The organism is Streptomyces fungicidicus, from assembly GCF_003665435.1.
Classification (GTDB): Bacteria; Actinomycetota; Actinomycetes; order Streptomycetales; family Streptomycetaceae; genus Streptomyces; species Streptomyces fungicidicus.
Map to the genome: position 1 here is coordinate 4,471,070 of NZ_CP023407.1, position 16,033 is coordinate 4,487,102.

The following is a 16,033-nucleotide window of genomic DNA, read 5'->3' on the forward strand; positions in this document are numbered from 1 at the left end:
CCGGGTGATCAATCGTGCTGAATAGACTGCCCTTGTCCAGTGCCGGTCGGCACGCAGATTTCGAACTTGGGGAGATCCCGCCGTGACCGAGCCCCTCTCCGAAAACACCGCCGATGTGATCGTCGTGGGCGCGGGGCCAGCCGGCTCCACCACCGCCTACCACCTGGCCCGGTCCGGACTCGACGTGCTCCTGCTGGAGAAGACCGAGTTCCCGCGGGAGAAGGTGTGCGGCGACGGCCTCACCCCGCGCGCGGTGAAGCAGCTGGTGTCGATGGGCATCGACATCTCCGAGGAGGCCGGCTGGCTGCGCAACAAGGGCCTGCGCATCATCGGCGGCGGCGTCCGGCTCCAGCTCGACTGGCCGGATCTCGCCTCCTTCCCCGACTACGGACTCGTCCGCAAGCGCGACGACTTCGACGAGCAGCTCGCCCGGCAGGCCCAGAAGGCGGGCGCCCGGCTCTACGAGCGCTGCAACGTGAGCGGACCGATCGTCGACGATCGCACCGGCCGCATCACCGGGGTGAAGGCCAAGCTCGGCGAGGACAAGCGGGAGGTCACCTTCCACGCCCCGCTGGTGGTCGCCGCCGACGGCAACTCCACCCGGCTGTCCCTGGCGATGGGCCTGCACCGCCGCGAGGACCGCCCGATGGGCGTCGCGGTCCGTACGTACTTCACCTCCCCGCGCCACGACGACGACTACCTGGAGTCCTGGCTGGAGCTGTGGGACCGGCGCGGCGCGCAGGACCGGCTGCTGCCCGGCTACGGCTGGATCTTCGGCATGGGCGACGGCACGAGCAACGTCGGCCTCGGCGTGCTCAACACCTCGGACGCCTTCAAGGAGCTGGACTGGCGGGAGATCCTCAAGGCCTGGTGCGCGTCCATGCCGGAGGACTGGGGCTACACCCCGGACAACATGACCGGCCCGATCCGCGGCGCCGCGCTCCCGATGGCCTTCAACCGCCAGCCGCACTACACGCGAGGGCTGCTGCTCGTCGGCGACGCCGGCGGTCTGGTGAACCCCTTCAACGGCGAGGGCATCGCCTACGCGATGGAGTCCGGGCAGCTCGCCGCCGAGGTGATCGTCCAGGCCCACGCGCGCGCCACGCCCGCCCAGCGGGAGATCGCGCTGCGGCGCTACCCGCGCGTGCTGAAGGACACCTACGGCGGCTACTACACGCTCGGCCGTGCCTTCGTGAAGCTCATCGGCAACCCGAAGGTCATGCAGATCGCCGCCCAGCGCGGACTGACGCACCCGATGCTGATGAGGTTCACCCTGAAGCTGCTCGCCAACCTGACCGACCCGACGGGCGGCGACGCGATGGACCGCATCATCAACGGTCTGAGCAAGGTGGCGCCCAAGGCGTGAGAGGGCGCCCGCACGGCACGAAGCCGTGAGAGGCGCTGTGGACGGCCGGGGTCCGGAGGACGGACTCCGGCCGTCGGCGTCCGTACCGGGGCCCCGTGAGGGGCCCTCACGCCGCCGGACGGCGTCGCGTCCGGGCGCGGGCGGCCCGCCAACGCACTCCACGTCGGGTGCGATTCGGGCAATGAGGGTGATGTCGGCGCCGGCCGGCGCAACGCGGGGAGGGCCGCTGCCCCCGAGCGGCAGCGGCCCTGTGGCCCGTACGGGCGCGGCTCAGAGCACGCGCACGGCTCCCGAGGCGGGGTAGCCGGAGAGGTCCTGGATGACGACGCCCTTGGAGGGGTTGGCGGCGTCCAGGTACTGGCCGTTCCCGATGTAGACGCCCACGTGGTACGCGGAGCCCTTGCCGCCCCAGTACAGGATGTCGCCGACCTGGATCTGCGACAGCGGGATGTCGGTGCCGGCCATCGACTGGTCCTGGGAGACGCGCGGCAGGTCGACGCCGACCTGCTTGAACGCGGCCTGCACCAGGCTGGAGCAGTCCCAGGCGTTGGGGCCCGAGGCGCCCATGACGTAGGCGTCGCCCACCTGTGCCCTGAGGAACGCGACGACCGTCGCGACGCTGCCGCCGGCCGGGGCCGAGGCGGTGGTCGTGGCCGCCGTGGCGGTGGTGCTGAGGGCGGGGCGCTCGGCGTCGCGGGCGGCGCGCTCGGCGGCGGCCTTGCGGGCCTCCTCGGCGGCCTTCTTCTTCGCCTCGGCCTTCTTCTTGGCCTCGGCGAGGTCCGCCTTGGCCTCCTTCGCGGCCTTTGTGGCGGCCGCGTCACGCTCGGCCTGCAGCTGGTAGTTCGCGGCGGCCTGCTGCGTGGCTTCCGCGGACTGGGCGGCCTGAGTGGCCAGGTCGGCCGTCAGGGTGGGCAGTTCGAGGGTCTGCGTCACGGGCTCGGCGGCGTTCGCCGAACCGGACGCCCCGGCCACTGCCAGGGTGCTGAGAACGCCACCGGCAACTCCGGCCCGCATCGCGATCGTGGATGACGCGGTACGGCGGGGCTTCCGGTGGCTGCGTATGTGAGCGGTGTGGGACATGGGAACAACCGGTATCAGGGGCTGCTTCATATCTTCAAGAAACGTGTCCTGCGCCACAGTTGTTCAACGGAGACTCCGAATCCCGGGCGTGTCGCTCTTTATTGACGCCGTAACGGACATTGCGGGCGTCCGGGATCGGCCCGTGATCACGTACTTTCATCGTTACGTCCGAATTGCTCCCCGCTTACCATCGGTTGAGGTGGTTGGCCAATCCCCGCTCTCATCCGTCTCTCATCGATGTGGCGGAGGTCACGGAACGATTACCCCTGCCGTCGCGTCGGGGCGCCGGCCGCCGGGTCCCGTCGATGGCCGGATCGAGACGCCGCGACTTCGTGAACGCGTGCACACGTCCACATCCCGCTCCGTTTCCCCCCTGATGTGTGAACGCTCCTCTAGCAAGCGATCAAGTCCAGCGCCAATTTGCATGCGCGGGAAGCCTCTTGATATTGAGACGGGCCCTCTGAGCTGCGCTGACCAGTCAAAATGTCACCATTGGTGATCACGTGGATGCTTGGCGTGTGAAGATCACCGCTCATCCGACTTCATGATCGTTCGTCAGGTGGTGGAGATCACAAAGCTTGTGCAATACCCCGTGTCGCAGATCACAGACCTACGGGCATAGGATGCGGAGCGGTTGGGCTTGTGACCTGCTTCACATGTTCTCGATCTTCGCCGGGGCGGGCGTGGTTCGTGGGGCTGTCGAGGCGGACGGAGCCCGCTGCACAACCGCCAGCAGTCAGTGCCGACTGAGAGGAGCGAGGAGCGGTGAACGCGTATGCGCCCATCCTCGTACTGGGAGCCCTCGGGGCAGGCTTTGCGATCTTCTCCGTGGTCATGGCCACGCTGATCGGTCCGAAGCGGTACAACCGCGCCAAGCTCGAGGCGTACGAGTGCGGTATCGAACCGACCCCCACGCCGGCCGGCGGCGGGCGCTTCCCCATCAAGTACTACCTGACGGCGATGCTCTTCATCATTTTCGATATCGAGATCGTCTTCCTCTACCCCTGGGCCGTCACCTTCGACGCCCTGGGGCTTTTCGGGCTCGTGGAGATGCTGCTCTTCGTGCTCACCGTCTTCGTCGCGTACGCGTACGTATGGCGGCGCGGCGGCCTGGAATGGGACTGAGGGGCCACAAGTCATGGGACTCGAAGAAAAGCTGCCGAGCGGATTCCTGCTGACCACCGTCGAGCAGGCCGCGGGCTGGGTGCGCAAGTCGTCCATGTTCCCCGCCACGTTCGGCCTCGCCTGCTGTGCCATCGAGATGATGACCACCGGCGCCGGCCGCTACGACCTGGCGCGCTTCGGCATGGAGGTCTTCCGCGGTTCGCCGCGGCAGGCGGACCTCATGATCGTCGCCGGGCGGGTCAGCCAGAAGATGGCGCCGGTGCTGCGGCAGGTCTACGACCAGATGCCGAACCCCAAGTGGGTGATCTCCATGGGGGTCTGCGCCTCCTCGGGCGGCATGTTCAACAACTACGCGATCGTCCAGGGCGTCGACCACGTCGTCCCGGTCGACATCTATCTCCCCGGCTGCCCGCCCCGCCCCGAGATGCTGATGGACGCCATCCTCAAGCTCCACCAGAAGATCCAGACCTCCAAGCTCGGCGTGAACGCCGAGGAGGCGGCCCGCGAGGCGGAGGAGGCGGCGCTCAAGGCCCTGCCCACGATCGAGATGAAGGGGCTGCTGCGATGAGCGACGCGAACGACACCCCGGGTGACGGCGTGAACCCCGAGAAGGACCTCTCCGCGGAGAACCTCCCCGGCCAGCGCGGACAGGGCGGCGAGGAGATCCGCGTCCAGCGCGGCATGTTCGGCGCCAACAACGGCGGCGACACCTCCGGCTACGGCGGCCTGGTCCGCTCGGTCCGGCTCCCGGGTCCGGCGGCCCGCCCCTACGGGGGCTGGTTCGACGAGGTCGCCGACGAGCTGGAGGGCGCGCTGGAGGAGCAGGACCTGCTCCCGGAGAACGCCATCGAGAGGACCGTCGTCGACCGCGGCGAACTCACCTTCCACATCGAGCGCGAGCACCTGGTCCGGGTCGCGAGGACCCTGCGCGACGACCCCGCCCTGCGCTTCGAGCTGTGCACCGGCGTCAGCGGCGTGCACTACCCGAACGACAAGGGCCGCGAGCTGCACGCCGTGTACCACCTGCGCTCGATCACCCACAACAGGCTGATCCGCCTGGAAGTCAGCGCCCCCGACAGCGACCCGCACATCCCGTCGCTGTTCTCGGTCTATCCGACGAACGACTGGCACGAGCGCGAGGCGTACGACTTCTTCGGCATCGTCTTCGACGGTCACCCGGCCCTGACGCGGATCATGATGCCGGACGACTGGCAGGGCTTCCCGCAGCGCAAGGACTATCCCCTCGGCGGCATCCCCGTCGAGTACAAGGGCGCCCAGATCCCGGCTCCGGACCAGCGGAGGTCGTACTCATGAGCACTTCGCACGCCTCCTCGCGTGAGACCACCGAAGGCACCGTCTACACCGTCACCGGCGGCGACTGGGACGAGGTCGTCGAGAGCGCGGCCCGGGCCGACGACGAGCGCATCGTCGTCAACATGGGCCCGCAGCACCCGTCGACCCACGGAGTGCTCCGCCTGATCCTGGAGATCGACGGCGAGACGGTCACCGAGGCCCGCTGCGGCATCGGCTACCTCCACACCGGCATCGAGAAGAACCTCGAGTACCGGACGTGGACGCAGGGCACCACGTTCGTGACGCGCATGGACTACCTGACGCCGTTCTTCAACGAGACGGCGTACTGCCTCGCGGTCGAGAAGCTCCTCGGCATCGAGGACCAGGTGCCCGACCGCGCCTCGGTCATCCGGGTGCTCCTGATGGAGCTGAACCGGCTCTCCTCCCACCTGGTGTGCATCGCCACCGGCGGCATGGAGCTCGGCGCCACCACGATCATGATCTACGGATTCCGTGACCGTGAGCTGATCCTCGACATCTACGAACTCATCACCGGCCTGCGGATGAACCACGCGTACATCCGCCCCGGCGGACTCGCCCAGGACCTGCCGCCCGGCGCGGTGGACCAGATCCGCGAGTTCGTGAAGAAGATGCGGAAGAACATCGGCGAGTACGACAAGCTCGCCACCGGGAACCCCATCTTCAAGGCCCGCATGCAGGACGTCGGCTACCTCGACCTGGCCGGCTGCATGGCCCTCGGCGCCACCGGCCCGATCCTGCGCTCCACCGGCCTGCCGCACGACCTGCGCAAGACACAGCCGTACTGCGGATACGAGACCTACGACTTCGAGGTCCCGACCGCCGACACCTGTGACTCCTACGGCCGCTTCCTGATCCGGCTGGAGGAGATGCGCCAGTCGCTGCGCATCGTCGAGCAGTGCCTGGACCGGCTCCAGCCCGGACCGGTCATGGTCGCCGACAAGAAGATCGCCTGGCCCGCCCAGCTCGCCCTGGGACCGGACGGACTGGGCAACTCGCTCGACCACATCAAGAACATCATGGGCACCTCCATGGAGGCCCTGATCCACCACTTCAAGCTCGTCACCGAGGGCTTCCGCGTCCCGCCGGGACAGGCGTACGCGGCGGTCGAGTCGCCCAAGGGCGAGCTCGGGGTGCACGTCGTCTCCGACGGAGGCACCCGCCCCTACCGGGTCCACTTCCGTGACCCGTCCTTCACCAACCTGCAGGCCATGGCGGCGATGTGCGAGGGCGGCCAGGTCGCCGACGTCATCGTCGCCGTCGCGTCCATCGACCCCGTGATGGGAGGCGTCGACCGGTGACCACCTCTTCTTCGGAGCGGGGCGTCAGCCTGGGCATGCCCGAACTGCCCGCGCCCGCCTACCCGGACGACGTCCGGGCCCGGCTGGAGACCGACGCGCGCGAGGTCATCGCCCGCTACCCGGACTCCCGGTCCGCCCTCCTGCCGCTGCTGCACCTCGTGCAGTCGGAGGAAGGCCATGTCACGCGCACCGGGATGCGGTTCTGCGCGGACGTGCTCGGCCTGACCACGGCCGAGGTGACCGCGGTCGCCACCTTCTACAGCATGTACCGGCGCCGGCCGAGCGGCGACTACCAGGTCGGGGTGTGCACCAACACCCTGTGCGCCGTCATGGGCGGCGACGCGATCTTCGAGGAGCTCCAGGAGCACCTGGGCGTCGGCAACGGCGGGACCACCGACGACGGCAAGGTCACCCTGGAGCACATCGAGTGCAACGCGGCCTGCGACTTCGCGCCCGTGGTGATGGTGAACTGGGAGTTCTTCGACAACCAGACGCCGGAGAGCGCCAAGCGCATGGTCGACGACCTGCGCGCCGGCCGCCCGGTCGCGCCCACGCGCGGGGCGCCCCTGTGCACCTTCAAGGAGACCGCCCGCATCCTGGCCGGCTTCCCCGACGCACGGGAGGGAGCCGTCGAGGCCACCGGAAGCGCGGGCCCCGCCTCCCTGGTCGGCCTGAAGCTGGCCAAGGGGGAGGCCGCCCCGGCGCGCGTGGTGCACCCGCGCGGTGAGGCGCCCCGGGACACCCCGCCGCACGAGCCGGCCCCGACGGAGCACCTCAGCTCGCACGACGCGCCGCAGGACACGTCGGCCTCCGACCCGGCCCACCCCGCGGGGCCCACCGCCGAGGAGGGGGAGTGATGACCTTGGCACCCGAACTCAAGGACATGAGCCCGGAGAAGCTGCTCGCACCCGTGCTGTCGGCCTTCTGGGACGAGGACGACGCCTGGACGCTGGACGTCTACAGGAGACACGAGGGGTACGAGGGGCTGCGCAAGGCGCTAGCGATGTCGCCGGACGACGTCATCGCGTACGTCAAGGAGTCCGGTCTGCGCGGGCGCGGCGGCGCCGGCTTCCCCACCGGGATGAAGTGGCAGTTCATCCCCCAGGGGGACGGCAAGCCCCACTACCTGGTGGTCAACGCCGACGAGTCGGAGCCCGGCACCTGCAAGGACATCCCGCTCCTCTTCGCGAACCCGCACAGCCTCATCGAGGGCATCGTCATCGCCTGTTACGCGATCAGGTCGTCGCACGCCTTCATCTATCTGCGGGGTGAGGTGGTCCCCGTGCTGCGGCGGCTGCACGAGGCCGTGCGCGAGGCCCGGGAGGCCGGCTTCCTCGGCGAGAACGTCCTGGGCAGCGGACTCGACCTCGAACTCACCGTGCACGCGGGCGCGGGCGCCTACATCTGCGGTGAGGAGACCGCGCTGCTCGACTCGCTGGAAGGCCGCCGGGGCCAGCCGAGGCTCCGTCCCCCCTTCCCCGCCGTCGCGGGCCTCTACGCCTGCCCGACCGTGGTGAACAACGTCGAGTCGATCGCCTCGGTTCCCGCCATCATGAACCGGGGCAAGGACTGGTTCCGCTCGATGGGCAGCGAGAAGTCCCCCGGCTTCACGCTCTACTCCCTCAGCGGCCACGTCGCCAGCCCCGGACAGTACGAGGCGCCCCTCGGCATCACCCTGCGCCAGCTGCTGGAGATGAGCGGCGGGATGCGCCCGGGACACCGGCTGAAGTTCTGGACACCGGGCGGCTCCTCGACGCCGATGTTCACCGACGAGCACCTCGACGTCCCCCTCGACTACGAGGGAGTGGGCGCCGCGGGATCCATGCTCGGCACGAAGGCCCTGCAGTGCTTCGACGAGACGACCTGCGTCGTGCGCGCCGTCACCCGCTGGACCGAGTTCTACGCCCACGAGTCCTGCGGCAAGTGCACGCCCTGCCGCGAGGGGACGTACTGGCTCGTCCAGCTGCTGCGGGACATCGAGGCCGGCAAGGGACGGATGGCCGACCTCGACAAGCTGAACGACATCGCCGACAACATCAACGGCAAGTCCTTCTGCGCCCTCGGCGACGGCGCCGCCTCGCCGATCTTCTCCTCGCTCAAGTACTTCCGCGAGGAGTACGAGGAGCACATCACGGGCCGTGGCTGCCCCTTCGACCCGGCCAAGTCGACGGCCTGGGCCGACCGTACGGAGGTGCACGCATGACTGTGACCACCAACGCTCCCTCCGGCGGGGGAGAGGCGGCGGTCCCGCCCGAGGACCTGGTGACGCTGACCATCGACGGCGCCGAGCTCAGCGTGCCCAAGGGCACCCTGGTCATCCGGGCCGCCGAGCAGCTCGGGATCGAGATCCCCCGCTTCTGCGACCACCCGCTCCTCGACCCGGCCGGCGCCTGCCGCCAGTGCATCGTCGAGGTCGAGGGCCAGCGCAAGCCGATGGCCTCCTGCACCATCACCTGCACCGACGGGATGGTGGTGAAGACGCAGCTCTCGTCGCCGGTCGCCGAGAAGGCCCAGAAGGGTGTGATGGAGCTGCTGCTCATCAACCACCCGCTGGACTGCCCGGTCTGCGACAAGGGCGGCGAGTGCCCGCTGCAGAACCAGGCGATGTCGCACGGCAACGCCGAGTCCCGCTTCGAGGGCAAGAAGCGCACCTACGAGAAGCCCGTCGCCATCTCCACCCAGGTGCTGCTCGACCGCGAGCGGTGCGTGCTGTGCGCCCGCTGCACCCGCTTCTCCAACCAGATCGCGGGCGACCCGATGATCGAGCTGATCGAGCGGGGCGCGCTCCAGCAGGTCGGCACCGGCGAGGGCGACCCCTTCGAGTCGTACTTCTCCGGCAACACCATCCAGATCTGCCCGGTCGGCGCGCTCACCTCGGCGGCGTACCGGTTCCGCTCCCGCCCCTTCGACCTGATCTCCTCGCCGTCGGTGTGCGAGCACTGCTCCGGCGGCTGCGCCACCCGCACCGACCACCGGCGCGGCAAGGTCATGCGGCGGCTCGCCGCCGACGACCCCGAGGTCAACGAGGAGTGGATCTGCGACAAGGGGCGCTTCGGGTTCCGGTACGCGCAGCTGCGGGACCGGCTCGACACCCCGCTGGTGCGCAACCCGGAGGGCGAGCTGGAGCCCGCGTCCTGGCCGGACGCGCTGCGGATCGCGGCGCAGGGGCTGCTGGCTTCGCGGGGCCGCACCGGCGTACTGACCGGCGGCCGGCTCACCGTCGAGGACGCCTACGCCTACAGCAAGTTCGCGCGGGTGGCGCTCGCCACCAACGACATCGACTTCCGCGCGCGCGTGCACAGCGCCGAGGAGGCCGACTTCCTCGCCGCGCGGATCGCGGGCCGCGGCCGTGACCTCGACGGCACGGGCGTCACCTACACGCACCTGGAGAAGGCGCCCGCGGTTCTGCTGGTCGGGTTCGAGTCCGAGGAGGAGGCGCCCGGCGTCTTCCTGCGGCTGCGCAAGGCCTGGCGGGGACACGGGCAGCGGACCTTCGCCCTGGCCACGCACGCCACCCGGGGCCTCGAGAAGGCCGGGGGCACACTGCTCCCGGCGGCTCCCGGCACCGAGACCGAATGGCTGGACGCGCTCTCGGGCGGCGTCGGCCTGGAGGGCGACGGGGCCGGTGCCGCCGAGGCGCTGCGGGCCGAGGGCGCGGTGATCGTCGTCGGCGAGCGGCTGGCGGCCGTACGGGGCGGGCTGACCGCGGCCGTCCGGTTCGCCGCCGCCACCGGCGCCCGGCTGGTGTGGATCCCGCGCCGGGCCGGTGAGCGCGGCGCCGTGGAGGCGGGCGCGCTGCCGTCGCTGCTGCCGGGCGGCCGCCCGTCGACCGACCCGCGCGCACGCGAGGAGGTCGCCGCCCTCTGGGGCGTGGCCGAGCTGCCGCACCGCTACGGCCGCGACACCGGACAGATCGTCGAGGCCGCGGCGCGCGGAGAGCTCCAGGCGCTGCTGGTCGCGGGCGTGGAGGTCGCCGACCTGCCCGACCCGGCGCGCGCGCGTGCCGCCCTCGCCGAGGCCGGGTTCGTGGTCTCGCTGGAGCTGCGGCCCAGCGAGGTCACCGCGCTCGCCGACGTCGTCCTGCCGGTGGCCGCGGTCGCCGAGAAGGCCGGCACCTTCCTCAACTGGGAGGGCAGGGTCCGCATGTTCGAGGCGGCGCTCAAGCCGGACCAGATGACCCGGCGGTCCGCGCCCACCGACGCGCGGGTGCTGCAGATGCTGGCCGACGCCATGGACGTCCACCTGGGACTGCCGGACCTGCGCACGGTCCGCTCGGAGCTCGACCGGCTCGGCGCCTGGGACGGCCCCCGGGCCACCGACCCGCTGGAGACCGCGGGCGCCCTGTCCCGGCCCGCCGCCGGGGAGGCCGTGCTCGCGGGCCACCGGCTGCTGCTCGACGAGGGCCTGCTGCAGCTGGGCGACGAGGCGCTCGCCGGTACCCGGCACGCCGCCCGCGCACGCCTGTCGGCCGCCACGGCCGCCGAGTCCGGCGTCAAGGACGGCGACCTGCTCGCGGTGACCGGCACCGCCGGGACGGTCGAACTGCCCCTGGCGGTCACCGAGATGCCCGACCGCGTGGTGTGGCTTCCGCTCAACTCCGTCGGCGGCGGCGTCGCCTCCGGCACCGGGGCGCTGCCCGGCTCCCTCGTCCGTATCGGCCCGGCGACCCCCGCCGACGAGGCCCCCAAGGAGGTGGAGGCATGAGCCCGTACCTCGCCGCTGAAGACCTCTCGATGTTCGGGACCGACCCCTGGTGGCTGGTCGTCATCAAGGCGGTGTTCTGCTTCGCCTTCCTGATGGTGACCGTGCTGATCTCCATCGTCATGGAGCGCAAGGTCGTCGCCTGGATGCAGCTGCGCATCGGCCCCAACCGGCACGGCCCCTGGGGCATGCTCCAGTCGCTCGCCGACGGCGTGAAGCTGATGCTGAAGGAAGACGTCGTCGTCAAGCGCGCCGACAAGGCGGTGTACGTCCTCGCGCCGGTCGTCGCGGCCGTGCCGGCCTTCATGGCGTTCGCGGTGATCCCCTTCGGACCGGCCGGCAACGAGGTCTCGATCTTCGGCCACCGCACCACGATGCAGCTCACCGACCTGCCGATCGCGGCGCTGTACATCCTCGCGGTCGCCTCGGTCGGCATCTACGGCATCGTCCTGGCGGGCTGGAGCTCCGGCTCCACCTATCCGCTGCTGGGCGGCCTGCGCTCCTGCGCGCAGATGATCTCGTACGAGATCGCCATGGGCGCCGCGTTCGCCTCGGTGTTCCTCTACTCGGGGTCGATGTCGACGTCGACGATCGTCGAGCAGCAGGCCGACCGCTGGTACATCCTGCTGCTGCCGGTCTCCTTCCTCATCTACATCGTGACGATGGTCGGCGAGACCAACCGCGCCCCGTTCGACATGCCGGAGTCCGAGGGCGACCTGGTCGGCGGCTTCAACACCGAGTACTCGTCGATCAAGTTCGCGATGTTCATGCTCGCCGAGTACATCAACATGGTGACCGTCTCGGCCGTCGCCGTGACCTTCTTCCTGGGCGGCTGGCGGGCCCCTTGGCCCGTCAGCACCTTCTGGGAGGGAGCCAACCACGGCTGGTGGCCGATGCTCTGGTTCACCGGCAAGCTCCTGACCCTGCTGTTCGGATTCGTCTGGCTGCGCGGCACGCTTCCGCGGGTCCGCTACGACCAGCTGATGAAGCTCGGCTGGAAGGTCCTCATCCCGGTGTCCCTGGTGTGGCTGATGCTGGTGGCCACCGTGCGGGCGCTGCGCAACGAGAACTACGACTTCGCCGACATCGCGCTCTACATCGCCGCGGCCGTCCTCGGCCTGCTGCTGCTCTCCTTCGTCGCCGACATGTTCCGGTCGAAGGCGAAGGACAAGGAGACCGGGCAGCCCGACGGCCCGCCCGCCTTCGACCCGATGGGCGGCGGATTCCCCGTACCGCCGCTGCCGGGACAGGAATTGCCGCCGGTGCCGCGACGCCGTCCGCGCCGGGAGCGGGAGCTGATCGGCAGCGGTGCACCCGATACCCAGACTGACGGATCTGTGGGCGGATCCACGGATGGAAAGGAGGCGTCCGATGGCTGAGGAGCCCAAGGGGACCGAGCCCGGTTTCCAGAACCCCGTGGCCGGCTTCGGCGTGACCTTCAAGGCCATGTTCAAGAAGCGGCTGACCGAGCAGTACCCGGAGCAGCAGAAGACCACCGCTCCGCGTTTCCACGGACGGCACCAGCTCAACCGCCATCCGGACGGCCTGGAGAAGTGCGTCGGCTGCGAGCTGTGCGCCTGGGCCTGTCCCGCCGACGCGATCTACGTCGAGGGCGCGGACAACACCGACGAGGAGCGCTACTCGCCCGGCGAGCGGTACGGCCGCGTCTACCAGATCAACTACGCCCGCTGCATCCTGTGCGGGCTGTGCATCGAGGCGTGCCCCACCCGCGCGCTCACGATGACCAACGAGTTCGAGCTGGCCGACTCCAGCCGCGCCAACCTCATCTACACCAAGGAGCAGCTGCTCGCCGGTCTGGAGGAGGGCATGGTCGACTCGCCGCACGCCATGTACCCGGGCACCGACGAACAGGACTACTACCGGGGCCTGGTCACCGAGGCCGCGCCCGGCACGGAGCGGCAGGCGGTCCACTCCGAGGGCGAGGTCGTCCAGGAGGCCGACTCGACCTTCGGGGCGACGGAGCCGGCGTCGGGGAAGGTGACCGGGCGATGACCGAGCAGCTCGCCGCCTACTCCACCTCCACCGGAGAGGCCTTCCAGTTCTGGGTGCTCGGCACGGTCGCGGTGATCGGCGCCCTGTGCACCGTCTTCATGAGGCGGGCCGTGCACAGCGCGCTCTGCCTCGCCGGGACCATGATCGTCCTGGCGGTGTTCTACCTGGCCAACGGCGCCTACTTCCTGGGCGTCGTCCAGATCGTCGTCTACACCGGCGCGATCATGATGCTGTTCCTCTTCGTGGTGATGCTCGTCGGCGTCACCGCGGCCGACTCCCTGAAGGAGACCATCAAGGGCCAGCGCTGGCTGGCCCTGCTGTGCGGTCTCGGCTTCGGCGTCCTGCTGGTCGGCGGGATCGGGAACGCCTCGCTCAGCGAGTTCAACGGCCTCGGCGAGGCCAACGCGGGCGGCAACGTGGAGGGCCTCGCGGCCCTCCTCTTCACCAAGTACGTCTTCGCCTTCGAGATCACCGGCGCCCTGCTGATCACGGCGGCCGTCGGCGCCATGGTGCTCACCCACCGGGAGCGCACCGAGCGCGCCAGGACCCAGCGGGAGCTGGCCGAGCAGCGCGTCCGCGAGGGCAAGTACCTGCCGCCGCTGCCGGCGCCGGGTGTGTACGCCCGGCACAACGCCGTGGACATCGCGGGCCTGCTGCCCGACGGCACCCCGTCGGACCTCACCGTCAGCAAGACGCTCCGGGAGCGCGGCCAGATCCGTGACGTCTCGCAGGAGGCGATCAACGACCTGCGGGCCATGGAGCAGCGCGCGGAGGAGCGTCTGGAGCGCAACGCCATCGACGCGCCGACGTTCAAGCGGGCCGAGGAGGCGTCGAAGTGAACCCGGTGAACTACCTGTATCTCGCAGCGCTGCTGTTCACGATCGGCGCCACCGGCGTGCTGATCCGGCGCAACGCGATCGTCGTGTTCATGTGCGTCGAGCTGATGCTCAACGCCTGCAACCTCGCGTTCGTCGCCTTCTCCCGGATGCACGGCAACCTCGACGGCCAGATCATCGCCTTCTTCACGATGGTGGTCGCCGCCGCGGAGGTCGTGGTGGGACTGGCGATCATCGTGTCCCTGTTCCGTTCCCGCCACTCGGCCTCGGTCGACGACGCCAGCCTGATGAAGCTGTGAGGGGCTGCTGAATCGTGGAGAACCTGATTGCGCTGCTGGTGGCGGCGCCCTTGCTCGGAGCGGTGGTCCTGCTGTGCGGCGGACGCCGGCTGGACGCCGTGGGCCACTGGATCGGCACGCTGCTCGCGGCCGTCTCCTTCGTGCTCGGCACGGTGCTGTTCACCGACCTGCTGGGCAGGGCGGCGGACGACCGCACCCTCACACAGCACCTGTACAGCTGGATCCCGGTGGAGGGATTCCAGGCCGACGTCGCCTTCCGGCTCGACCAGCTGTCGATGACGTTCGTCCTGCTGATCACCGGCGTCGGCTCGCTGATCCACGTGTACTCGGTCGGGTACATGGAGCACGACGAGCGGCGCCGCCGCTTCTTCGGCTATCTCAACCTGTTCCTCGCGGCGATGCTGATCCTGGTCCTCGCCGACAACTACCTGCTGCTGTACGTCGGCTGGGAGGGCGTCGGTCTCGCCTCCTACCTGCTGATCGGCTTCTGGCAGCACAAGCCCAGCGCGGCCACGGCCGCGAAGAAGGCCTTCCTGGTCAACCGCGTCGGCGACATGGGTCTGTCGATCGCGATCATGCTGATGTTCCTGTGGTTCGGCACCTTCGCCTTCGGGCCGGTGCTCGGCAGCCTCGACGAGCCCGGCCTCGCCGGGCAGGCCGGCGAGGGCAAGCTCACCGCGATCGCCCTGATGCTGCTGCTCGCCGCCTGCGGCAAGTCCGCCCAGGTGCCGCTGCAGTCCTGGCTCGGGGACGCGATGGAGGGCCCGACGCCCGTCTCGGCCCTGATCCACGCCGCGACCATGGTGACCGCGGGTGTCTACCTGATCGTCCGCTCCGCGGCCGTCTTCAACGGCGCCCCGGACGCCCAGCTGGTCGTCACCATCGTCGGCGCGGTCACGCTGCTGTTCGGTGCGATCGTCGGTTGCGCGAAGGACGACATCAAGAAGGCGCTGGCCGGCTCGACCATGTCGCAGATCGGCTACATGGTGCTGGCCGCGGGCCTCGGCCCCATCGGCTACGTCTTCGCGATCATGCACCTGGTGACGCACGGCTTCTTCAAGGCCGGGCTGTTCCTCGGCGCCGGTTCGGTGATGCACGGCATGAACGACGAGGTCGACATGCGCCGCTACGGCGGACTGCGCAAGTACATGCCGGTCACCTTCGTCACCTTCGGCCTCGGCTATCTGGCGATCATCGGCTTCCCCGGCCTGTCCGGCTTCTTCTCCAAGGACAAGATCATCGAGTCGGCGTTCGCCAAGGGCGGCACCGAGGGCTGGATCCTCGGCGCCTGTGCCCTGCTGGGCGCGGCCATCACCGCCTACTACATGACGCGCGTGATGCTGATGACGTTCTTCGGCGAGGAGCGCTGGCGCAACGCCCCGACGCCGTCCCCGGCGGCGCCGGACGTGGAGCCGGCCGCCGGGACGGGCGGCGAGTACGAGCCCCCGCACCCGCACGAGTCGCCGAAGATCATGACGATCCCGATGATCGTGCTGGCCGTCGGGTCGGTCGCGGGCGGCGCGTTCTTCAGCATCGGCGACCGCTTCATGCACTGGCTGGAGCCCGTCACCGGGCACGACCACGGGCACGCGCCGATCGGCGCGGCGACGGTGACCGCCGCGACGGTGGCCGTGATGGTCGTCGGAGTGGTGGTCGCCTGGGCCCAGTACGGGCGCCGTCCGGTGCCGGCCGTCGCCCCGCGCGGGTCGCTGCTCACCCGGGCCGCCCGGCGCGACCTCCTCCAGGACGACTTCAACCATGTGGTCCTGGTGCGCGGCGGTGAGCACCTCACGCGCTCGCTGGTCTACGTCGACCACACCCTGGTCGACGGGGTCGTCAACGGCACGGCGGCTTCCATGGGCGGCCTGTCCGGACGCATGCGCAGGCTGCAGAACGGCTTCGCGCGGTCCTACGCGGTCTCGATGTTCGGGGGCGCGGCGGTCCTGGTCGCCGCGACCCTGCTGATGAGGGCGGTCTGAT

At 70.0% G+C, this 16,033-nt stretch carries 14 protein-coding genes; 13 read left to right on the forward strand and 1 reads right to left on the reverse strand.

Going from position 1 to position 16,033, the window contains the following annotated elements:
- The first annotated feature begins 82 nt into the window (after positions 1-82).
- Positions 83-1,366 (forward strand): geranylgeranyl reductase family protein, encoded by a 1,284-nt coding sequence (locus tag CNQ36_RS20505; RefSeq protein ID WP_004927605.1) that lies wholly within the window; start codon positions 83-85, stop codon positions 1,364-1,366.
- A gap of 270 nt (positions 1,367-1,636) precedes the next feature.
- Here the strand turns inward: CNQ36_RS20505 and CNQ36_RS20510 are convergent, their stop codons facing one another.
- Entirely contained in the window at positions 1,637-2,476 is an 840-nt protein-coding gene (locus CNQ36_RS20510) for a C40 family peptidase (protein WP_121547080.1), read from the reverse strand.
- A 735-nt stretch (positions 2,477-3,211) separates the two neighbouring features.
- On the opposite strand from CNQ36_RS20510, the gene CNQ36_RS20515 reads away from it, so the two are divergent.
- Genes CNQ36_RS20515 through nuoL form a run of 12 tightly spaced genes read left to right on the forward strand, consistent with a single transcriptional unit; the run spans position 3,212 to position 16,032 of the window.
- A complete protein-coding gene (locus tag CNQ36_RS20515; RefSeq protein ID WP_007490928.1) occupies positions 3,212-3,571 on the forward strand; it encodes an NADH-quinone oxidoreductase subunit A in 360 nt (119 codons plus the stop codon).
- A 13-nt stretch (positions 3,572-3,584) separates the two neighbouring features.
- A complete protein-coding gene (locus tag CNQ36_RS20520) occupies positions 3,585-4,139 on the forward strand; it encodes a NuoB/complex I 20 kDa subunit family protein (protein WP_004927596.1) in 555 nt (184 codons plus the stop codon).
- Positions 4,136-4,885 carry an NADH-quinone oxidoreductase subunit C gene (locus tag CNQ36_RS20525; RefSeq protein WP_121547081.1) on the forward strand — a complete coding sequence of 250 codons (750 nt, stop codon included), beginning with the start codon at positions 4,136-4,138 and terminating at the stop codon, positions 4,883-4,885. Before CNQ36_RS20520 ends, CNQ36_RS20525 begins: the two co-directional genes overlap by 4 nt.
- Positions 4,882-6,204, forward strand: coding sequence for an NADH-quinone oxidoreductase subunit D (locus CNQ36_RS20530; protein WP_121547082.1), 1,323 nt, complete (start codon positions 4,882-4,884; stop codon positions 6,202-6,204). Before CNQ36_RS20525 ends, CNQ36_RS20530 begins: the two co-directional genes overlap by 4 nt.
- A complete protein-coding gene (gene nuoE / locus CNQ36_RS20535) occupies positions 6,201-7,061 on the forward strand; it encodes an NADH-quinone oxidoreductase subunit NuoE (RefSeq protein ID WP_004927585.1) in 861 nt (286 codons plus the stop codon). The genes CNQ36_RS20530 and nuoE overlap by 4 nt, the downstream gene beginning before the upstream one ends.
- On the forward strand, positions 7,061-8,407 hold the full coding sequence (nuoF, locus tag CNQ36_RS20540) for an NADH-quinone oxidoreductase subunit NuoF (RefSeq protein ID WP_121547083.1): 1,347 nt from the start codon (positions 7,061-7,063) through the stop codon (positions 8,405-8,407). The genes nuoE and nuoF overlap by 1 nt, the downstream gene beginning before the upstream one ends.
- Positions 8,404-10,908: an NADH-quinone oxidoreductase subunit G gene (locus CNQ36_RS20545; RefSeq protein ID WP_121547084.1), complete on the forward strand. Its 2,505-nt coding sequence runs from the start codon at positions 8,404-8,406 to the stop codon at positions 10,906-10,908. Before nuoF ends, CNQ36_RS20545 begins: the two co-directional genes overlap by 4 nt.
- Entirely contained in the window at positions 10,905-12,284 is a 1,380-nt protein-coding gene (gene nuoH, locus CNQ36_RS20550; protein WP_121547085.1) for an NADH-quinone oxidoreductase subunit NuoH, read from the forward strand. The genes CNQ36_RS20545 and nuoH overlap by 4 nt, the downstream gene beginning before the upstream one ends.
- Positions 12,277-12,918 (forward strand): NADH-quinone oxidoreductase subunit NuoI, encoded by a 642-nt coding sequence (nuoI, locus tag CNQ36_RS20555; RefSeq protein ID WP_004927574.1) that lies wholly within the window; start codon positions 12,277-12,279, stop codon positions 12,916-12,918. Before nuoH ends, nuoI begins: the two co-directional genes overlap by 8 nt.
- Positions 12,915-13,757: an NADH-quinone oxidoreductase subunit J gene (locus CNQ36_RS20560; RefSeq protein WP_004927571.1), complete on the forward strand. Its 843-nt coding sequence runs from the start codon at positions 12,915-12,917 to the stop codon at positions 13,755-13,757. Before nuoI ends, CNQ36_RS20560 begins: the two co-directional genes overlap by 4 nt.
- Positions 13,754-14,053, forward strand: a complete 300-nt coding sequence (gene nuoK, locus CNQ36_RS20565) for an NADH-quinone oxidoreductase subunit NuoK (protein ID WP_004927567.1) — start codon at positions 13,754-13,756, stop codon at positions 14,051-14,053. Before CNQ36_RS20560 ends, nuoK begins: the two co-directional genes overlap by 4 nt.
- A 14-nt stretch (positions 14,054-14,067) precedes the next feature.
- Complete coding sequence (nuoL, locus tag CNQ36_RS20570) at positions 14,068-16,032, forward strand: NADH-quinone oxidoreductase subunit L (protein WP_121547086.1); 1,965 nt, start codon at positions 14,068-14,070, stop codon at positions 16,030-16,032.
- The last annotated feature ends 1 nt before the right edge of the window (position 16,033 follow it).